We start from the raw sequence: 19,848 nt of genomic DNA on the forward strand, positions 1-19,848 counted from the left end.
TAAGACCTGCAAGAGAAGCCTGCAACACAACACACAACACAATACATAATAAAATCACGGTACTTGAGGGTAAATGTATGAAGAAGACGGTTCTGGCTCTGTCTTTGCTGGTGGGGTTAAGTGCAGCAGCAGGTAGCTATGCAGCGCTTCCACAGACAGTGCGTATCGGTACAGACGCAACCTACGCGCCATTCTCTTCCAAGGATGCGAAAGGCGATTTCGTAGGGTTTGATATCGATCTGGGTAATGAGATGTGCAAACGCATTGCGGTGAAATGCACATGGGTGGGCAGCGACTTTGACGCGTTAATTCCGTCGCTCAAAGCCAAGAAAATCGACGCCATTATCTCTTCTCTTTCCATCACCGAAAAACGTCAGCAGGAGATTGCCTTCTCTGACAAGCTCTACGCCGCGGATTCCCGTCTGATTGCGGCAAAAGGCTCCCCCATTCAGCCAACCATTGACTCCCTGAAAGGCAAGCATGTCGGCGTGCTGCAGGGGTCGACTCAGGAAGGTTATGCCAATGCAAACTGGCGTGAGAAGGGCGTTGACGTGGTGGCTTACCAGAACCAGGATCTGATTTATTCTGACCTGGCGGCCGGTCGTCTGGATGCGGCATTCCAGGATGAGGTTGCCGCAAGTGAAGGCTTCCTGAAACAGCCGGCAGGTAAAGACTACGCCTTTGCTGGCCCGTCCGTGAAAGACAAAAAATACTTTGGTGACGGCACCGGTATTGGCCTGCGTAAAGATGATACCGAGCTGAAAGCCGCCTTCGACAAAGCGTTTGCAGAACTGCGCAAAGACGGTACCTACGACAAACTGGCGAAGAAATACTTCGACTTCAACGTCTACGGTGATTGATACTCGATGATGGTGCACTGTTCTGGTGCATTGCGGGTGTGATTGATCCAATATGGTGCGTTTCGTGCACCGTATTGGATCGCTGTGTGCATACTTACGCATTTATCATGCAAAAAATCTCGCCTGAAAGGCATTAATCTTTGCCTGATGGCGTGGATTGATGGCACATTAGCACCACCCCGTCGTCGTAAAAATCACGTAAGAAGACAGTTTGTTGAGGACAGATATGAAAAAACTCGTGTTGTCGTTATCTCTGGTGCTGGCCTTTTCCAGCGCTACCGCGGCGTTCGCAGCAATTCCGCAGAAAATCCGTATTGGTACCGACCCTACCTATGCCCCGTTCGAATCTAAGAATTCGAAGGGTGAACTGGTCGGTTTTGACATTGATCTGGCCAATGAGCTGTGCAAACGCATCAAAGCGCAGTGTACCTACGTCGAGAACCCGCTGGATGCACTGATCCCATCGCTGAAAGCCAAAAAAATCGACGTTATCATGTCCTCGCTTTCCATCACTGAAAAACGTCAGCAGGAGATTGCCTTCACCGACAAACTCTATGCGGCAGATTCTCGTCTGGTGGTGGCTAAATCGTCTGATATCCAGCCTACCCTTGAATCACTGAAAGGCAAACGCGTGGGCGTGCTGCAGGGCACTACCCAGGAAACCTACGGTAATGAACACTGGGCACCGAAGGGGATTGAAATCGTCTCTTATCAGGGCCAGGAAAATATCTACGCTGATCTGACGGCAGGCCGTATCGACGCCGCTTTCCAGGATGAAGTCGCCGCGAGCGAAGGCTTCCTGAAGACGCCGGTAGGTAAAGATTACAAATTTGGCGGCCCATCCATTAAAGATGTGAAGTTGTTTGGTGTCGGCACCGGTATGGGTCTGCGTAAAGAAGACAACGAGCTGCGCGAAGCGCTGAACAAAGCATTCGCTGAAATGCGCGCGGATGGCACGTACGACAAACTGGCGAAAAAGTACTTCGATTTTAATGTTTACGGCGGCTAATCGCCCCGTCAAATAACGTGCGGCCCCTCCCGCTCAGGGAGGGGATAAGACACGGTCCATCACTCACGATACGACAGGGCTCGCGGTATGCTGTACGGATTTTCTGGCGTTATTTTACAGGGCGCGCTTGTCACCCTTGAGCTGGCTATCAGCTCCGTGGTGCTGGCGGTGCTGATAGGTCTGGCAGGCGCAGGGGCGAAGCTTTCGGCAAACAAACCGCTGGCGCTGATTTTTGAAGGTTATACCACGCTGATTCGCGGCGTTCCCGATCTGGTGCTGATGCTGCTTATCTTTTACGGGCTGCAGATCGCGCTTAACAGCGTGACGGACGCCATGGGAATGGGACAGATCGATATCGACCCGATGGTGGCCGGTATTATCACTCTCGGTTTTATCTACGGCGCGTACTTTACCGAAACTTTCCGCGGCGCTTATATGGCGGTACCGAAAGGACACATAGAAGCGGCGACCGCCTACGGTTTTACCTCCTCCCAGACGTTTCGCCGGATTATGTTCCCGGCCATGATGCGCTACGCGCTTCCGGGCATTGGCAACAACTGGCAGGTTATCCTCAAGGCCACGGCGCTGGTCTCTCTGCTGGGTCTGGAAGATGTGGTAAAGGCCACGCAGCTTGCCGGTAAAAGTACCTGGGAGCCGTTCTACTTTGCGGTGGTGTGTGGCGTGATCTATCTGGTCTTTACGACCGTCTCCAATGGTGTGCTGCTTCTGCTCGAACGTCGCTACTCCGTGGGTGTGAAGAGGGCTGACCTGTGATTGAGATTATTCAGGAATACTGGAAATCGCTGCTGTGGACGGACGGCTATCGCTTCACCGGCGTGGCCATTACGCTGTGGCTGCTGATCTCTTCGGTGGTGATGGGTGGCATTCTGGCGGTGTTTCTTGCCATTGGCCGCGTGTCGAACAATAAATTTATTCAGTTCCCGATCTGGCTGTTTACCTACGTATTCCGTGGTACACCACTGTACGTACAGCTGCTGGTGTTCTATTCGGGCATGTATACGCTGGAAATTGTGAAAGGCACCGAGATGCTGAACGCCTTCTTCCGCAGCGGCCTGAACTGTACGGTGCTGGCGTTGACGCTCAACACCTGCGCCTACACCACCGAGATTTTCGCCGGGGCCATCCGCTCCGTTCCTTACGGAGAAATCGAAGCGGCGCGCGCGTACGGCTTCTCGTCGGTGAAACTGTACCGTTGCATTATTCTGCCGTCGGCGCTGCGTATCGCATTGCCAGCCTACAGTAACGAAGTGATTTTAATGCTCCACTCCACCGCGCTGGCCTTTACCGCCACGGTGCCCGACCTGCTTAAAATCGCCCGCGATATTAACTCTGCGACCTATCAGCCGTTTACCGCGTTTGGCATTGCGGCAGTGCTCTATTTGATTATTTCATACGTCCTGATTAGCCTGTTCCGTAAGGCAGAAAAGCGCTGGTTGCAGCATATAAAACCCTCTTCGACGCACTGAGAATGATGATGGCTGAGAACAAATTAAACGTAATTGATTTGCACAAACGCTACGGCGAACATGAAGTGCTGAAAGGGGTGTCGCTGCAGGCAAATGCAGGCGACGTGATCAGTATTATCGGATCATCTGGCTCGGGGAAAAGTACCTTCCTGCGCTGCATCAACTTCCTCGAAAAGCCGAGTGAAGGCTCAATTGTGGTCAGCGGGCAGAATATCAATCTGACCCGGGATAAAGACGGCCAACTGAAGGTGGCAGATAAGAACCAGCTGCGCCTGCTGCGCACGCGACTGACAATGGTGTTCCAGCACTTCAACCTCTGGAGCCACATGACGGTGCTGGAGAACGTGATGGAAGCGCCGGTTCAGGTGCTGGGTTTAAGCAAGCAGGAGGCCCGTGAGCGCGCGGTGAAATACCTGGCGAAAGTGGGTATCGATGAGCGACAGCAGATAAAGTACCCGGTGCATCTCTCTGGTGGTCAGCAGCAGCGTGTCTCTATCGCCCGCGCGCTGGCGATGGAGCCTGAAGTATTGCTGTTCGACGAACCGACCTCAGCACTTGATCCGGAACTGGTTGGCGAAGTGCTGCGCATCATGCAGAAGCTGGCCGAAGAGGGTAAAACCATGGTCGTGGTAACGCACGAGATGGGCTTTGCCCGCAACGTCTCGAACCACGTGATCTTCCTGCATCAGGGGAAAATCGAAGAGCAGGGGCATCCGGATGAAGTATTAGCAAATCCGCAAAGCCCGCGTTTGCAGCAGTTCCTGAAGGGCTCTTTGAAGTAGGTTTTGCCTTTCTCCCTCTCCCCGTGGGCTGAGGAATCCCCAGAAAATTAGATATGGATAAATGGTTGTTTATTGTTCAAAAATGGAGCTAAAAACAACCGATAACTCGACAGAAGATGCACATTTATGAGCGTTTTCTGTCTGTCTACGAGCTGAGTGAATCTAACTGCTCGCAAAATATTCATTCTAATCCTCTGAAACCACTAATAAAAAATTAGTGGGGATTCCTCAGCCCCGTGGGAGAGGGCCGCGGTGCAGCCCAATCGCCCGGTGGCGCTTCGCTTACCGGGCCTACAGGCTGGGTTTTCTCCCTCTCCTGTGGGAGAGGGCCGGGGTGAGGGCATCAGACCGCACTGCACTCCAGCCGATACACCCAGTCGTCATACCGTACGCCGTCAATCTCGTACGCCTTCTCCAGCACCTGCGTACGCACAAACCCCGCTTTCTCCAGCACCCGCACCGACCCGCCGTTGTCCGCCAGTACGTAGGCGTTAATCGCTTTCACGCCGGTCTGGTTAAACGCATATTCACATACCGCGCGCAACGCCTCACTGGCGATACCTTTCCCCTGCGCGGCAGGCACAACCGTATAGCCAATATCAGCCTCTTCACGATTCTCCGGGCTGATCTGCAGGCCGATATCGCCCAGCGGCGTGTCATCATCATGAAAACGAATCACAAAAACGTGCGCCGCCGTTAAGCGCGCAGCAAATACGCGCCGGGTCTCTTTTTCCGGCGCGATGGCGGCCATGTAACGCATGATATTGCGATCTTCCCGCAACGAGCGGAAGAAGGCCCAGTCAGTGGGTTCGAAAGGGGTGAGGTGAAGCCGGGGTGTGGTAATGGTTGCCATTGTTACGCCATTTCATCGGGACATGGCGTACAAATGTAACATATTCATCCCACCACATCCCTCAACGCCTCTTCTAAGTCATACCAGCGAAACGCAAACCCGGCCGCTTCCAGCCGTTTAGGCAGCGCGCGCTGCCCGCCCAGCACCAGCACGGACGCTTCACCCATCATCAGGCGAATCACGGTTGCGGGCACGCGCAAAATCGCCGGGCGATGCAGAGCATGGCCCAGCGCGTGGGCAAACTGCTCGTTACGCACCGGGTACGGCGCAACCATATTGAACGGCCCACGCAGATCGTTATCCAGCAGCCAGAGAATACCGTTGACCATATCGTCGATGTGGATCCACGGCAGATACTGACGACCATTACCGATGGGGCCGCCCAGTCCGAGCCGGAACGGAGGAAGCATCTTCGCCAGAATGCCGCCTTTCGGCGCGAGAACGACGCCGGTACGCAGCAGGCACACGCGGGTATTATCGCTCTGGGCAGCACAGGCAATACGTTCCCACTGGGCGCAGAGCTTATGGGTAAACTCGTTGTGCGGCGGCTCTTCTTCGGTCACGACCACCTCACCGAGATCGCCGTAATAGCCTACCGCAGAACCGGAAATCAGTACCGATGGCGGGGTATGGCTGTTACGGATGAGCTCGACCAGCTTTTCGGTGATGTTCCAGCGGCTGCTGCATAACAGCTGTTTTTGCTCTTCCGTCCAGCGTTTGTCGGCGATGGGTTCACCGGCCAGGTTGATGACGGCGTCAAAGCCGTCCAGATTCTGCCGGTCAGCCAGATTTTTCCAGATGTCGATACCGGCACCCAGCACCTGGCGCGCTTTCTCAGGGCTGCGCGTTACCACGGTAATGTCGTGATGTAACGCCTGCAGACGCGCAATGAGATGACGGCCAATCAGGCCTGTACCGCCGGTCAGCAGAATCTTCATACAACCTCCAGGTTTACGCCCGGCGCTGCCAGCTTAACGTCATGGAGACGGAGTCGGCATAACGCAGGGCGTGAAGTTTATCGATCTCTACTTCAGCATAAGTGACCCAGTGATGTTCGCGTGCGATGTCGAGCACATCCTGAGTTAATTTTTCCAGCAGAGAGAAGCGGTTATTTTCCACGTACTGAATGATGCTTTTCGTAATCGTGCGATAGTTCAGCGCGTCATTGATATCTTCACTGCCTCTCGCCTTGTCTGCCGGATAGTGGATAACCACATTAATCACGATATCCTGACGGTTGGCGATCTCCTCGTCTTTGATACCGATAAAGGTACGTAAGCGTAAATTTTTTATACGAATAATAGCGTCATGCTGCGACATTGCAGGTCTTCTCCGTGTCAGTATTTCCTCCCCATAATACATGAGAGCCTGACACGCGCCCAACCGGGCGCAGGCCTAAATCTCCTGGATTTTTTTCATCGCACGCTCGGTCGCCGGGCGGGTGCGGATACGTTCAAACCAGTTGTTAACCGCCGGGTAAGAGGCTAAATCAATACGGTGACGTTCATGGGTATTCACCCACGGCCAGCAGGCGATATCGGCGATACTGTAATGATCGCCCCCGAGCCACGGTGATTTTTCCAGCCGACGGTTCAGTACGCCGTACAGCCGCTGCGTTTCCACCTGATAGCGCTCTATCGCATACGGGATGGGTTGTGGCGCGTAAGCGGTAAAGTGGTGGTTCTGCCCCAGCATCGGGCCCAGGCCGCTTGTCTGCCAGAACAGCCACTGTAGCGTGTGGTGACGCTCGCGCAGTTCCCCGCTCAGCAGTTTGCCGGTTTTCTCCGCCAGATAGAGCAAAATCTCCCCGGATTCAAACAGGCTCAACGGTTTGCCGCCATCAGCTGGCAGGTTATCGATGATGGCCGGGATTTTGTTGTTCGGTGAGATGGCCAGAAAGAGAGGCCTGAACTGATCGCCTTTGCTGATATCCACGCGGATGATCCTGTATTCCAGCTCGGCTTCTTCAAGAAAGAGGGTGATCTTATGGCCGTTTGGAGTAGGGGCGTAATAAAGGTCGATCATTCTCAACTCCTGTCAGTGTGAAGTGTAATGCCATGACCAATCAGTATAGGTGGTTGTGCAAAATCGTGAGTTTTCATCAAGTGACAGCGGCGTAAAGAGACTATATGTTGAGGGAATACCGATCAGCCGATGAGGATGTTATGAACCAGCCTGTAATCACGTTGTGGTCCGATGCCCAATTCTTTTCACCCTATGTCATGAGCGTGTACGTGGCGCTGGCGGAAAAAGGGCTGTCATTTAGCCTGAAAACCGTTGATCTGGACGGCGGTGAACACCTGAAACCGCAGTGGCAGGGTTACGATCTGACCCGGCGCGTGCCGGTACTGGACATTGATGGCTTCGCGCTGAGTGAATCGTCGGCGATCGATGAATACCTGGAAGATCGGTTCGCGCCACCAGAGTGGGAGCGTATTTATCCTCACGATCTGCAAAAGCGGGCCCGGGCACGGCAAATCCAGGCGTGGCTACGCAGCGATTTGGTGCCGATTCGCGTTGAACGCTCCACGGATGTGGTATTTGCGGGTGTGAAAAAGCCCGCCCTGAGTACTGAGGGGGCGCAGAGCGCGCAAAAGCTGATTGACACCGCCACCTCGCTGTTGGCCCACGGTAACCCGAACCTGTTTGGCGAATGGTGTATTGCCGATACCGACCTGGCGCTGATGCTGAACCGCTTGATCCTTAACGGCGATGACGTCCCCCAGCTGCTGGTGGATTACGCCACTTTCCAGTGGCAACGTGCGTCGGTGCAGCGCTATGTGGCACTCTCCGCTAAGCGCGTCGGCTGATAAGCCCTGGCGCTTAAGGTATGATAAGGGCAGTCTGTTTTTCTGAGGAGTGACTGATGAAACTGATGTTTGCGTCGGATATCCATGGATCGCTGCCCGCGACCGAGCGCGTTCTTTCCCTGTTCGCACAAAGTGGGGCGCAGTGGCTGGTTATTCTGGGTGACGTGTTGAACCATGGTCCACGTAACGCATTGCCGGAAGGCTATGCCCCTGCGCAGGTGGTGGAAAAACTCAACCCGTATGCCTCGCGCATTATCGCCGTGCGCGGTAACTGCGACAGCGAAGTGGATCAGATGCTGCTGCACTTCCCCATGACCGCTCCGTGGCAACAGGTGCTGCTGGAAAAATGCCGTCTGTTCCTCACACATGGTCATCTTTTTAGCCCGGATAATCTCCCGGCGCTGGCCGCTGGCGATGTCCTGGTTTACGGCCATACTCATATTCCGGTAGCAGAAAAACGCGGGGAGATTTATCACTTCAACCCAGGTTCGGTCAGCATTCCGAAAGGCGGATACCCGGCGAGCTATGGCATGCTTGATGAGCATACGTTAAGCGTTATCGCACTTAATGATCAGCAAGTTATTGCACAGGTAGCGATTAATCCGTAAGTTACACCTCAACTGTAAACGCGCCGTAAGAGCGCTTAGACGAGAAGGTTTCCCGATGGTGGAGCAGAGTCATTTGGCAAGTACAGAGTGGGTTGACATTGTCAACGAAGAGAATGAAGTGATCGCGCAGGCCAGCCGCGAACAAATGCGCGCTGAACGCCTGCGTCATCGTGCGACGTATATTGTTGTTCATGATGGCATGGGCAAAATTTTGGTTCAACGCCGCACGGACACCAAAGATTTTCTCCCTGGTATGCTGGATGCCACTGCGGGCGGTGTCGTTCAGGCGGATGAAGTCCTGCTGGATTCCGCACGCCGTGAAGCGGAAGAAGAGCTAGGCATTGCGGGCGTACCGTTTGCCGAGCATGGACAGTTCTATTTTGAAGACGAACATTGCCGTGTCTGGGGCGGGCTGTTTAGCTGCGTTTCCCACGGGCCGTTCGCCCTGCAGGAAGAAGAAGTAAGCGAAGTGAGCTGGATGACGCCGGAAGAGATCACCGCGCGTTGTGACGAGTTCACGCCGGATTCGTTAAAAGCACTGGCGCTGTGGATGACCCGCAACGCCAAAAACGAATCGACTAAATCTGAGAAAGAAGAAGAGGCCGAATAAGCTTTAGCAGCTCTCCCTCAGACACAGACTGGATGCGATGGGTTTCTGATCGCGCCAGTCTCCGTCATTCAGACGTTCCAGCAATGCACGTCCCGCTTCAATACCAATCTTACGATGGGGTACTGCCATCGTCGTCAGCGGCGGCTGACAGACACGGCTGACGTCGCTGTCGCCAAACCCGACCACGGCCAAATCGTCCGGCACCTTGATACGCCTGCGCTGGCACTCGTACAGCGCGCCACAGGCCAGTTCATCTGAGACGCAAACCAGCGCATCCAGCTCCGGCCACGCCAGCAGAAATTCAGGAAGTTGTGCGGCCCCCGTCGAAAAGCTCGGCGGCATGGCGGCGTTAATCACCCGGTTAGGCGACATATGGTGGCGCAGCATCGCTTTGTACCAGCCCTGCAAATGCTGCTGGAAAATCCACTGCTCCTGGTTGGCACACAGCAGGCCGATGTTCTGGTAGCCGCGTTTGATGACCATTTCCGTGAGTTCATACATGGCCGCGACGTTATCAATCCCGATATTCATATCGATAGGATCGGCGCGCATGGCGCCCATCTCCATCACCGGAATCGAGGCGTTTTTTAGCCAGTGACGCACGGTGTCGGTATGTTCGACGCTGAGCAAAATCGCTGCGGCGATATTTGACGCCAGCAGCGTTTCCAGCAATTTCTCTTCCTGTTCAAGACGATGCTGGGATTCGGCCAGCATGATCTGATAGCCGGCGGGCTGTAACACCTGCTGGAGCCCGGCGAACATTTCTGAACAACCGGCTTCGGAAAGATTGGGGACGACCATCGCAATCGTCCATGACGAGGCCGAAGCCAGCGCACTGGCTGCAAGATTGGGCATATAGCCTAACTCTTGTACCGCGGCTTCTATTTTTTCTCGCAGTTTATCGGAAACCTGTTCAGGCGTGCGGAGAGCACGGGACACGGTCATTGTGCCCACACCGGCAAGCTGTGCGACATCGGCAAGTGTCACTTTACCGGTACTGCGCCGTTTTCGGGTTAGAGACATACACCTTCCTGCTGACAGGACGCCACTCATTTCATCCTTCTCTTAACGTGACAGGCAGTATACGCCTTAAATCCCTTTTTTTGCTGTGATTTCGCGCCAGGATGTTAATTTGATAGCGCTATCACACTTCTGAATGTTAGATCTTGGTAGCGCTATCTTTGTGATCCCGATCGCAGCCAATTCGTTATGCGTTGAATAAAGTTTGTTCATCTTTAGCGCGATGCCGGGAGGGAAAATGCTCAAAAAGTGGATATATGATACAACCATCACGCTGCAGGATAGCGTTGAGAGTTGGCCGCAGGCGCTGGAGATATGCGCGAAACCGTTGCTGGAGCTGCAGGTCATTGCGCCGGAATACGTAACGGCCATCATTGAGCAGCACCACACTTTAGGACCCTATTATGTGCTGGCACCAGGGCTGGCCATGCCGCATGCGCGGCCGGAAGAGGGGGCAAAAGGACTGGGCCTCTCATTATTAAAACTCAGGAAGGGCGTTTCATTCGGTGCAGGCGAATTTGATCCCGTCGATGTGATCGTTATGCTGGCGGCACCGGATAAACACAGCCATATCGAAATGATCTCTGCGCTGGCTGAATTATTTTCAAGCGATGAGGATATGGCGGAATTACATCAGGCGAATACCCTGGAGGAAATTAAAACGATAATCGACCGCTTCTGATTTAATTATTTAATCCGACTCGTCACACACATTACGCGCAAGCGTGATGGGACATACTCTACGCAAAAAAGGGGACAACAATGAAAATCATGGCTATATGCGGTTCTGGCCTGGGCAGTAGTTTTATGGTCGAAATGAATATTAAAAAAGTGCTTAAGAAGCTGGACATTGACGCCGAGGTTGAGCACTCCGATCTCTCTTCAGCCACGCCCGGTGCGGCCGATCTTTTCGTGATGGCGAAAGATATTGCCTCCAGCGCCAGCGTGCCGGAAAACCAGTTGGTGGTGATCAACAACATCATCGATATCAACGAACTTGAAGCGCAGCTGCGTGCCTGGTTCGAAAGACAATAACCCTGATAAGGCGAGGTGGATATGTTTATCCTTGAAACGCTGAATTTCGTTGTCGATATTTTAAAAGTCCCTTCCGTGCTGGTGGGCCTGATTGCCTTAATTGGTCTCGTTGCGCAGAAAAAAGCCTTTTCTGACGTTGTAAAAGGGACCATTAAAACTATTCTCGGGTTTATTGTGCTGGGCGGTGGCGCCACCGTGCTGGTGGGGTCTTTAAATCCATTAGGCGGTATGTTTGAACACGCCTTTAATATTCAGGGCATTATTCCCAATAATGAAGCGATTGTTTCCATTGCGCTGGAAAAATATGGGGCCTCGACTGCGCTGATTATGGCGTTTGGGATGGTGGCCAATATTCTCGTCGCCCGCTTTACCCGTCTGAAGTATATCTTCCTGACCGGACACCACACGTTCTACATGGCGTGCATGATTGGGGTGATCCTCACGGTTGCGGGCTTTGAAGGGGTAGGGCTGGTCTTTACGGGGTCGCTGATCCTCGGGCTGGTCATGGCCTTCTTCCCGGCGATTGCGCAGCGTTACATGAAGCGCATTACCGGCAACGATGATATTGCTTTCGGCCATTTCGGCACTCTGGGCTACGTGCTGTCCGGCTGGATTGGCAGCAAGGTCGGCAAAGGTTCACGTTCAACCGAAGAGATGAACCTGCCGAAGAACCTGAGCTTCCTGCGTGACAGCTCGATCTCCATCTCTCTGACCATGATGATTATCTACCTGATCATGGCGGTGAGCGCCGGGCGTGAATACGTCGAGGCGACCTTCAGCGGCGGTCAGAACTACCTGGTCTACGCCATTATCATGGCAATCACCTTCGCCGCTGGGGTGTTCATCATCCTGCAGGGTGTACGCCTGATTCTGGCAGAAATCGTCCCGGCCTTTACCGGCTTCTCAGAAAAACTGGTGCCCAATGCGCGTCCGGCCCTGGACTGCCCGGTGGTCTATCCGTATGCGCCCAACGCGGTGCTGATTGGCTTTCTGTTCAGCTTCCTCGGGGGGATTGTGGGGTTAATTATCTGCGGCCAGTTTAACTGGGTGCTGATCCTGCCGGGTGTGGTGCCGCACTTCTTCACCGGCGCAACCGCGGGCGTGTTTGGTAACGCCACCGGTGGACGTCGCGGGGCAATGATTGGCGCCTTTGCCAACGGGCTCTTAATCACCTTCCTGCCGGTGCTGCTGCTGCCTGTACTGGGAGCCATTGGCTTTGCCAATACCACTTTCTCGGACGCTGATTTCGGCGCCGTCGGGATTGTGCTTGGCAACCTGGCGCGCTTCCTGTCACCACTGGCCATCACCGGGCTTGTCGTTGCGTTGTTCGCGCTGCTGGTGGCGTACAACGTGTTCGCGAAAAACAAATCTGCGGGTGGTAATGCGCAGGAAAACACCGGAGCCAAATCATGAACGAGAATGAGATAACCGAACTCGCGCGTCAAATTCGACTCGAGACCCTGAAATCGCTGACGCAGCTGGGATTTGGTCACTACGGCGGCAGTATGTCGGTCGTCGAAACCCTGGCCGTACTGTACGGTGCGGTAATGAAAATTGACCCGGCAGACCCGGACTGGCCAGAACGAGACTACTTTGTCCTGTCGAAGGGCCATGCGGGACCGGCCCTGTACAGTACGCTGGCGATTAAGGGCTATTTCCCGATGGAAGAGCTGAGCACGCTTAACCAGAACGGCACACGCCTGCCAAGCCATCCGGACCGGCTAAAAACACGCGGTGTGGATGCCACGACCGGTTCGCTTGGCCAGGGGATCTCCATCGCGGGCGGCATGGCGCTGTCGCACAAGCTGGCCGGGCGGTCAAATCGGGTCTTTTGCATCGTCGGTGACGGCGAGCTGAACGAAGGGCAGTGCTGGGAAGCATTCCAGTTTATTGCCCACCATCGTCTTAACAACCTGACGGTGTTTGTGGACTGGAATAAACAACAGCTTGATGGCGAGCTGGATGAGATCATCTGCGCGTTCAATCTGGAAGGGAAATTCCGCGCCTTTGGTTTTGACGTGGTGACGGTGAAAGGAGATGACATCCCGGCACTGCTGAAGGTCACCGCACCGGTTCCGCCAGCGGATGCGCGTCCGCGGGTGGTGATCCTCGACAGCATCAAAGGACAGGGAGTGGCGTATCTGGAACAGCTGGGTAACTCGCACCATCTGCGATTGACCCCGGAGAGCAAAGCGGCCCTCGACGAGGCGATCCGCCAGCTGGAGGTAACTCATGATTAAGGTTGCACCTGCAGGACAGAAAGATGCCATAGAGATGCGTAAGGTCTACGCGGGCTTTGTGGCAAAACAGATTGAAGCCGGGAGCGAGATCATCGCCCTGGAAGCGGATCTGATGAGCTCAATGGCGATGGACGGCGTGGCGCGCGATTATCCGCAACATGTGATCAACTGCGGCATTATGGAGGCCAACGTGATCGGTACCGCGGCCGGGCTGTCACTCACCGGCCGCAAGCCGTTTGTTCATACCTTTACCGCCTTTGCCAGCCGTCGCTGCTTCGACCAGCTGTTTATGTCCCTGGACTACCAGCGAAATAACGTGAAGGTCATTGCCTCGGATGCGGGCGTGACGGCCTGCCATAACGGCGGGACGCATATGTCGTTCGAGGATATGGGCATTGTGCGCGGTCTGGCGCATTCGGTAGTACTGGAGGTGACCGACGCGGTGATGTTTGAAGACATACTGCGCCAGCTTATCGACCTCGACGGGTTCTACTGGGTACGTACTATCCGTAAGCAGGCGCCAAGCGTGTATGCCCCGGGTTCAACGTTTACCATCGGCAAAGGCAATGTGCTGCGCGAAGGAAGCGACATTACCCTGATTGCCAACGGCATTATGGTGGCCGAAGCGCTGGAAGCGGCCCGTCAGCTTGAGCAGGAGGGCGTTAGCGCGGCAGTGATAGACATGTTTACCCTGAAGCCCATCGACCGGATGCTGGTGAAAAACTACGCCGAGAAAACCGGGCGGATCGTGACCTGCGAAAACCATAGCATTCACAACGGGCTGGGCTCGGCGGTGGCGGAAGTGCTGGTGGAGACCTGCCCGGTGCCGATGCGTCGCGTGGGGGTGAAGGAGCGTTACGGCCAGGTAGGGACGCAGGACTTCCTGCAGAAGGAGTATGGCCTGACGGCGCATGACATTGTTTCAGCGGCGCGAGAGCTGCTGTAAATAAAAAAGGCGACCCGTGAGCGGTCGCCTTTTTGTTGCCCGGTGGCGCTAGCGCTTACCGGGCCTACGGTCCTGTAGGCCGGATAAGCGAAGCGCCATCCGGCAAGACCTTATTTACTGCTGCTGAGAAGACTGGATCGCCGTCAGCGCGATGGTGTAGACGATATCGTCTACCAGCGCGCCACGGGACAGGTCGTTCACAGGTTTGCGCATACCCTGCAGCATTGGCCCGATGGAGATCAGGTCTGCTGAACGCTGTACCGCTTTGTAGGTGGTGTTACCGGTGTTCAGATCCGGGAAGATGAACACGGTAGCGCGACCTGCAACCGGGGAGTTTGGCGCTTTGGATTTCGCAACGTCAGCCATAACTGCGGCATCGTACTGCAGCGGGCCGTCGATCATCAGATCAGGACGTTTTTCCTGTGCAATACGGGTCGCTTCACGCACTTTCTCTACGTCGCTACCTGCACCAGAGGTACCGGTGGAGTAGGAGAGCATCGCGACGCGTGGTTCGATACCGAAGGCAATCGCGGAGTCCGCGGACTGGATTGCGATTTCAGCCAGCTGCTCTGCAGTTGGATCCGGGTTGATCGCACAGTCGCCGTAAACGTAAACCTGTTCAGGCAGCAGCATGAAGAACACGGAGGAAACCAGAGAGCTGCCTGGAGCCGTTTTGATCAGCTGCAGCGGTGGACGGATGGTGTTCGCGGTAGTATGAACCGCACCGGACACCAGGCCGTCAACTTCGTCCTGCTCCAGCATCAGCGTACCCAGCACCACGTTGTCTTCCAGCTGCTCACGCGCAACGGCTTCGGTCATGCCTTTGTTCTTACGCAGTTCGACCAGACGGGCAACGTAGCTTTCGCGAACCACTTCTGGATCAACGATTTCGATGCCAGCACCCAGCTCAACGCCCTGGGATGCCGCAACGCGGTTGATCTCATCCGGGTTACCCAGCAGCACACAGGTCGCGATGCCGCGCTCTGCACAGATTGCGGCCGCTTTCACGGTACGTGGTTCGTCGCCTTCTGGCAGAACAACACGTTTGCCCGCTTTACGCGCCAGCTCGGTCAGCTGGTAACGGAAGGCCGGAGGAGACAGACGACGGCTGCGCTCGGAGGTTGCGGTCAGGGATTCGATCCAGTCTGCGTTGATGTAGCTTGCAACGTATTCCTGAACTTTCTCGATACGCTCGTGGTCATCAACCGGCACTTCCAGGTTGAAGCTCTGCAGGCTCAGGGAGGTCTGCCAGGTGTTGGTATTAACCATGAATACCGGCAGGCCAGTCGCGAACGCGCGTTCGCACAGCTTGCTGACGCGTGGATCCATCTCGTAAGCACCGGTCAGCAGGATAGCACCGATTTCTACGCCATTCATCGCGGCCAGGCAGGCAGCAACCAGCACGTCTGGACGGTCTGCGGAGGTCACCAGCAGAGAACCAGCGCGGAAGTGCTCCAGCATGTGTGGAATGCTGCGGGCGCAGAAGGTCACGGACTTCACGCGGCGGGTATTGATGTCGCCTTCGTTGATCACGGTGGCGTTCAGGTGACGCGCCATATCGATGGCACGAGTGGCAATCAGATCGAAGCTCCACGGCACCGCGCCCAGAACCGGCAGCGGGCTGGATTCCTGCAGTTTAGCCGGGTCAACTTTAATGACTTTCGCTTTGGAAGAGTCGTCGAAGATCTCGGACAGGTCAGGACGCGTACGGCCCTGCTCATCCACAGGCGCATTCAGTTTGTTGACGATTACGCCCGTAATGTTGGTGTTTTTAGTACCACCGAAGCTGCTGCGGGTCAGTTCGATACGCTCTTTCAGCTGCTCTGGGGTATCTGTGCCCTGAGACATCACAAAGACGATCTCGGCGTTCAGGGTTTTCGCAATTTCGAAGTTTAGCGACTGGGCAAACTGGTGTTTGCGGGTCGGAACCAGGCCTTCAACCAGCACCACTTCCGCGTCTTTTGTATTGGCGTGGTAGTTGGCGATGATCTCTTCCATCAGCACGTCTTTCTGGTTGCTGGAGAGCAGAGATTCAACGTGGTTCATCTTCAGCGGTTCGGCCGCTGGCAGATTGGAGTTCTTACGAACGATGGTGGTGGTCTGGTCTGGCGCATCGCCACCGGCACGAGGCTGGGCGATTGGCTTAAAGACGCTCAGACGAACGCCTTTGCGTTCCATAGCACGGATCACGCCAAGGCTGACGCTGGTCAGGCCGACGCTGGTTCCGGTAGGGATCAGCATAATAGTACGGGACACGGTTTATCCTCTTTCGTTACCGCCTGATTGTGGCGGGTGACAAAACAGCACCGCCAGCAGAGCTGGCGGTGTGGAATCAAGCAGTCAGACGGTGCGCGTCTTGCGCGATGACCAGCTCTTCGTTTGTTGGGATAACGAGAGCAGGGCGGGTGCCTTCTTTGTTGATGAAGCCAGACTTGCCGAAGCGGGCAGCCAGGTTACGCTCGTGATCAACCTCAAAGCCCAGAACGCCCAGTTTGCCCAGGGACAGTTCGCGAACCATTGCCGCGTTCTCACCGATACCACCGGTGAAGACAACAGCGTCAAGACGGCCATCCATCAGCGCAGTGTAAGAGCCGATGTATTTCGCCAGACGGTGGCAGTAAACGTCCATTGCACGTTTAGCGTCTTCTTTCTCTGCGTAGTTGTCTTCAACGTAACGGCAGTCGCTGGTGACTTCGGTCAGACCCAGCAGGCCAGACTCTTTGGTCAGCATTTTGTTGATCTGGTCAACGCTCATGCCCAGGGTGTCGTGCAGGTGGAAGATAATCGCCGGGTCGATGTCACCGGAACGCGTACCCATCACCAGACCTTCCAGCGGGGTCAGACCCATGGAGGTATCAACACATTTACCGTTGCGGATTGCAGAAACGGAACCACCGTTGCCCAGGTGGCAGGTGATGATGTTCACTTCTTCAACCGGTTTGTTCAGCACTTTTGCCGCTTCCTGAGTCACATAGAAGTGGCTGGTGCCGTGCGCGCCATAGCGACGAACACCGTGCTCTTTGTAGAGGCTGTATGGCAGGGCATAGAGGTAAGACTCTTCCGGCATGGTCTGATGGAACGCGGTGTCAAACACGGCCACGTTTTTGTCTTTCAGATTCGGGAAGGATTTCAGCGCTTCAGCGATACCGATCAGGTGCGCCGGATTGTGCAGCGGTGCAAAAGATGCAGAGTCTTTGATGCCCTGGATAACAGAGTCGTCAATCACGACGGAACTGGTGTATTTCTCGCCACCATGGACGATACGGTGACCAATCGCAGTCAGCTGAGCAGACAGTTCTGGTTTTTGTGCCAGAATAGTGTTAACGATAAAGTTCAGCGCTTCACTGTGAGCGGCGCCTGCACCTAAAGCCGCTTCTTGTTTGCTGCCGTCCATCTTCCACTTGATACGTGCTTCAGGCAGATGGAAACATTCGGCCAAACCAGAGAGGTACTCGTCACCGTTGAGCGCATCGATGATGGCGAATTTCAGTGAGGAGCTACCGCAGTTCAGAACCAGTACTAACTTACTCGACATGGAAGTACCTATAATTGATACGTGGCTAAAAAAACGTCAAAGAGTCTAAAAGCGTAACGCATGCTGACCCAGACATTTATGATTAACATCATGCCAAACGAACATTCTGGCAGGATGGAAGAAATACCTATGATTTTAAGCCATTTTGAACATTTTTCAGACAATGGCATAATATGCGATAATTTGACGAGTTAACGATTCTCGTCTACGGCCCTATCAGGCTGGCACAGGATACCCGATACGGGGTAGTGATGACAAAATATTTTGAACGTTGTCATAGCTTGTTGTGGTTTTGCACGAAAATTTTAATTTTTATATGTGAAGTTGAGGTATGCCATGTCGACACCTGAGATCCCGTCCGTGAATTTTTTTAGTCTGTTTCGTCGGGGACAGCATTACGCGAAGACGTGGCCGATGGAAAAACGCCTTGCGCCCATGTTCATTGAGAATCGCACAATCCGCGCCACGCGCTACGCGATTCGCTTCATGCCTCCTGTCGCTATTTTTACCCTCTGCTGGCAAATTGCGCTGGGCGGACAGCTCGGGCCTGCCGTGGCGACGGCGCTTTTTGCGTTGAGCCTGCCGATGCAGGGGCTGTGGTGGTTAGGTAAGCGTTCAATCACACCTCTGCCGCCTTCTATTTTACACTGGTTTTATGATGTTCGCGGGAAACTGGAAGAAGCCGGTCAGGCGCTCGCTCCGGTTGAAGGCAAGCCCGATTATCAGGCGCTGGCTGACACGCTTAAGCGAGCTTTTAAGCAACTTGATAAAACATTCCTCGATGATTTGTGATTGATCATCGAAACGACGAATAAAAGAAGGCACAGTAACACACCGTTACCGTGTCTTTTTTTTCAAGTGCCATGCGCTACAGGAGTCGAAAGATGGAAATGACCCATGCTCAACGTCTGATTTTGTCCAACCAGTACAAAATGATGACTATGCTTGATCCCGATAACGCTGAGCGCTACAGCCGCCTGCAGACCATCGTCGAACGCGGCTTTGGTTTGCAGATGCGTGAACTGGACCGCGAGTTTGGCGAGCTGAAAGAAGAAACCTGCCGCATCGTGATCGACATTATGGAGATGTACCACGCGCTTCACGTGTCCTGGACCAACCTGAAAGATCAGCAGTCCATTGACGAGCGCCGCGTCACTTTCTTAGGCTTTGATGCCGCAACGGAAGCGCGCTATCTGAGCTATGTCCGCTTTATGGTGAATACAGAAGGGCGTTATACGCACTTTGATGCGGGCACCCACGGCTTTAACGCGCAGACCCCTATGTGGGAAAAATACCAGCGCATGCTGAGCGCATGGCACGCCTGCCCGCGCCAGTACCACTTAAGCAGCAACGAAATTCAACAAATCATTAATGCCTGACGGAGGTGCGTGTGCAGTGTAGAGGTTTTCTGTTTGATCTGGACGGTACGCTGGTGGATTCGCTACCGGTTGTAGAGCGTTCATGGTGCCATTGGGCGGACAGACATGGCATCGACCATCAGGACGTGCTGAATTTTATCCACGGCAAACAGGCCATAACCTCGCTCCGGCATTTCCTGGCGGGACGCTCTGAGGACGAAATTCAGGCGGAGTTTAAATATCTGGAACACATTGAAGCCACCGATACGGACGGCATTACTGCGTTACCCGGTGCTCGTGAACTGCTTGAGCATTTGAATGAAGCGCAAATTCCGTGGGCCATTGTCACCTCCGGCTCGGTTCCCGTGGCTCACGCTCGTCATAAGGCGGCGGGTTTACCCACGCCGGACGTGTTCATTACCGCTGAGCGCGTGAAACGCGGCAAACCGGAGCCTGATGCCTTTTTGCTGGGTGCAGAACTGCTGGGCATCCCCCCGGCGGAGTGCGTGGTGGTGGAAGATGCGGCAGCGGGCGTGCTGGCCGGATTGAACGCCGGCAGCCACGTTATTGCCGTCAACGTTCCGGCCGATTCTCCCCGGCTGGACGAGGCGGACTTTGTGCTCAATACGCTGACCGCGCTTGATATCGCTAAGGCGCCAGACGGTATTGTAACCGTCTCGCTAAAAGTGTAATCC

General features: G+C 54.6%; 23 protein-coding genes. 16 read left to right on the forward strand and 7 right to left on the reverse strand.

The window, feature by feature from the left end; genetic code table 11:
• Nucleotides 1-77 precede the first annotated feature (77 nt).
• From argT to hisP, 5 genes are all read left to right on the forward strand, one after another.
• Nucleotides 78-860 (forward strand): lysine/arginine/ornithine ABC transporter substrate-binding protein ArgT, encoded by a 783-nt coding sequence (gene argT, locus AC2FAK_RS09260; protein WP_013098132.1) that lies wholly within the window; start codon nt 78-80, stop codon nt 858-860.
• 226 nt (nt 861-1,086) lie between these two features.
• Nucleotides 1,087-1,869, forward strand: coding sequence for a histidine ABC transporter substrate-binding protein HisJ (gene hisJ / locus AC2FAK_RS09265; protein WP_008502592.1), 783 nt, complete (start codon nt 1,087-1,089; stop codon nt 1,867-1,869).
• Between the two features lie 87 nt (nt 1,870-1,956).
• On the forward strand, nt 1,957-2,643 hold the full coding sequence (locus AC2FAK_RS09270) for a histidine ABC transporter permease HisQ (RefSeq protein WP_013098131.1): 687 nt from the start codon (nt 1,957-1,959) through the stop codon (nt 2,641-2,643).
• Nucleotides 2,640-3,356 carry an ABC transporter permease gene (locus tag AC2FAK_RS09275; RefSeq protein ID WP_008502590.1) on the forward strand — a complete coding sequence of 239 codons (717 nt, stop codon included), beginning with the start codon at nt 2,640-2,642 and terminating at the stop codon, nt 3,354-3,356. The genes AC2FAK_RS09270 and AC2FAK_RS09275 overlap by 4 nt, the downstream gene beginning before the upstream one ends.
• A gap of 8 nt (nt 3,357-3,364) precedes the next feature.
• Complete coding sequence (hisP, locus tag AC2FAK_RS09280) at nt 3,365-4,138, forward strand: histidine ABC transporter ATP-binding protein HisP (RefSeq protein WP_020690627.1); 774 nt, start codon at nt 3,365-3,367, stop codon at nt 4,136-4,138.
• Nucleotides 4,139-4,481: 343 nt separating this feature from the next.
• On the opposite strand, the gene AC2FAK_RS09285 is transcribed toward hisP, so the two are convergent.
• The 4 genes from AC2FAK_RS09285 to yfcG form a co-directional block, all read right to left on the reverse strand.
• A complete protein-coding gene (locus AC2FAK_RS09285) occupies nt 4,482-4,991 on the reverse strand; it encodes a GNAT family N-acetyltransferase (RefSeq protein WP_095455040.1) in 510 nt (169 codons plus the stop codon).
• 44 nt (nt 4,992-5,035) lie between these two features.
• Nucleotides 5,036-5,929 carry a TIGR01777 family oxidoreductase gene (locus AC2FAK_RS09290; protein WP_013098128.1) on the reverse strand — a complete coding sequence of 298 codons (894 nt, stop codon included), beginning with the start codon at nt 5,927-5,929 and terminating at the stop codon, nt 5,036-5,038.
• Nucleotides 5,930-5,942: 13 nt separating this feature from the next.
• Nucleotides 5,943-6,311 (reverse strand): dihydroneopterin triphosphate 2'-epimerase, encoded by a 369-nt coding sequence (gene folX / locus AC2FAK_RS09295; protein ID WP_013098127.1) that lies wholly within the window; start codon nt 6,309-6,311, stop codon nt 5,943-5,945.
• A gap of 75 nt (nt 6,312-6,386) precedes the next feature.
• Nucleotides 6,387-7,016, reverse strand: coding sequence for a GSH-dependent disulfide bond oxidoreductase (yfcG, locus tag AC2FAK_RS09300; protein WP_023621684.1), 630 nt, complete (start codon nt 7,014-7,016; stop codon nt 6,387-6,389).
• 140 nt (nt 7,017-7,156) lie between these two features.
• Here yfcG and yfcF point away from each other — a divergent pair, with 140 nt between their 5' ends.
• Genes yfcF through yfcD form a run of 3 tightly spaced genes read left to right on the forward strand, consistent with a single transcriptional unit; the run spans nt 7,157 to nt 9,019 of the window.
• The gene (gene yfcF / locus AC2FAK_RS09305) at nt 7,157-7,801 is read left to right on the forward strand and encodes a glutathione transferase (protein ID WP_013098125.1); all 645 of its coding nucleotides are present in this window, start codon (nt 7,157-7,159) and stop codon (nt 7,799-7,801) included.
• Between the two features lie 56 nt (nt 7,802-7,857).
• A complete protein-coding gene (gene yfcE, locus AC2FAK_RS09310; protein ID WP_141236767.1) occupies nt 7,858-8,409 on the forward strand; it encodes a phosphodiesterase in 552 nt (183 codons plus the stop codon).
• A gap of 55 nt (nt 8,410-8,464) precedes the next feature.
• On the forward strand, nt 8,465-9,019 hold the full coding sequence (gene yfcD, locus AC2FAK_RS09315) for an NUDIX hydrolase YfcD (protein WP_013098123.1): 555 nt from the start codon (nt 8,465-8,467) through the stop codon (nt 9,017-9,019).
• Nucleotides 9,020-9,022: 3 nt separating this feature from the next.
• Here yfcD and AC2FAK_RS09320 read toward each other — a convergent pair whose 3' ends face one another.
• Complete coding sequence (locus AC2FAK_RS09320; protein WP_013098122.1) at nt 9,023-10,042, reverse strand: LacI family DNA-binding transcriptional regulator; 1,020 nt, start codon at nt 10,040-10,042, stop codon at nt 9,023-9,025.
• A gap of 235 nt (nt 10,043-10,277) precedes the next feature.
• Between AC2FAK_RS09320 and AC2FAK_RS09325 the strand changes: the two genes are divergently transcribed.
• The 5 genes from AC2FAK_RS09325 (at nt 10,278) to AC2FAK_RS09345 (ending at nt 14,260) form a co-directional block, all read left to right on the forward strand.
• The gene (locus AC2FAK_RS09325) at nt 10,278-10,721 is read left to right on the forward strand and encodes a PTS sugar transporter subunit IIA (RefSeq protein WP_013098121.1); all 444 of its coding nucleotides are present in this window, start codon (nt 10,278-10,280) and stop codon (nt 10,719-10,721) included.
• 80 nt (nt 10,722-10,801) lie between these two features.
• The gene (locus tag AC2FAK_RS09330) at nt 10,802-11,074 is read left to right on the forward strand and encodes a PTS sugar transporter subunit IIB (protein WP_013098120.1); all 273 of its coding nucleotides are present in this window, start codon (nt 10,802-10,804) and stop codon (nt 11,072-11,074) included.
• Nucleotides 11,075-11,095: 21 nt separating this feature from the next.
• Entirely contained in the window at nt 11,096-12,487 is a 1,392-nt protein-coding gene (locus tag AC2FAK_RS09335; RefSeq protein WP_023622509.1) for a PTS ascorbate transporter subunit IIC, read from the forward strand.
• Nucleotides 12,484-13,314 (forward strand): transketolase, encoded by an 831-nt coding sequence (locus tag AC2FAK_RS09340; RefSeq protein ID WP_095455038.1) that lies wholly within the window; start codon nt 12,484-12,486, stop codon nt 13,312-13,314. Before AC2FAK_RS09335 ends, AC2FAK_RS09340 begins: the two co-directional genes overlap by 4 nt.
• Nucleotides 13,307-14,260, forward strand: coding sequence for a transketolase family protein (locus AC2FAK_RS09345; protein WP_047023805.1), 954 nt, complete (start codon nt 13,307-13,309; stop codon nt 14,258-14,260). The genes AC2FAK_RS09340 and AC2FAK_RS09345 overlap by 8 nt, the downstream gene beginning before the upstream one ends.
• Before the next feature lie 114 nt (nt 14,261-14,374).
• Here AC2FAK_RS09345 and pta read toward each other — a convergent pair whose 3' ends face one another.
• Both pta and ackA read right to left on the reverse strand, forming a co-directional pair.
• Nucleotides 14,375-16,516, reverse strand: coding sequence for a phosphate acetyltransferase (gene pta / locus AC2FAK_RS09350; RefSeq protein WP_013098116.1), 2,142 nt, complete (start codon nt 16,514-16,516; stop codon nt 14,375-14,377).
• A 76-nt stretch (nt 16,517-16,592) separates the two neighbouring features.
• A complete protein-coding gene (gene ackA, locus AC2FAK_RS09355; protein ID WP_013098115.1) occupies nt 16,593-17,795 on the reverse strand; it encodes an acetate kinase in 1,203 nt (400 codons plus the stop codon).
• Nucleotides 17,796-18,131: 336 nt separating this feature from the next.
• Between ackA and yfbV the strand changes: the two genes are divergently transcribed.
• The 3 genes from yfbV (at nt 18,132) to AC2FAK_RS09370 (ending at nt 19,845) form a co-directional block, all read left to right on the forward strand.
• A complete protein-coding gene (gene yfbV / locus AC2FAK_RS09360) occupies nt 18,132-18,587 on the forward strand; it encodes a terminus macrodomain insulation protein YfbV (protein ID WP_020690637.1) in 456 nt (151 codons plus the stop codon).
• Nucleotides 18,588-18,679: 92 nt separating this feature from the next.
• Nucleotides 18,680-19,174 (forward strand): YfbU family protein, encoded by a 495-nt coding sequence (locus AC2FAK_RS09365; protein WP_013098113.1) that lies wholly within the window; start codon nt 18,680-18,682, stop codon nt 19,172-19,174.
• 11 nt (nt 19,175-19,185) lie between these two features.
• Complete coding sequence (locus AC2FAK_RS09370) at nt 19,186-19,845, forward strand: sugar phosphatase (protein ID WP_023621503.1); 660 nt, start codon at nt 19,186-19,188, stop codon at nt 19,843-19,845.
• Nucleotides 19,846-19,848 lie beyond the last annotated feature (3 nt).

Source organism: Enterobacter cloacae complex sp. 394F7 (genome assembly GCF_057320385.1).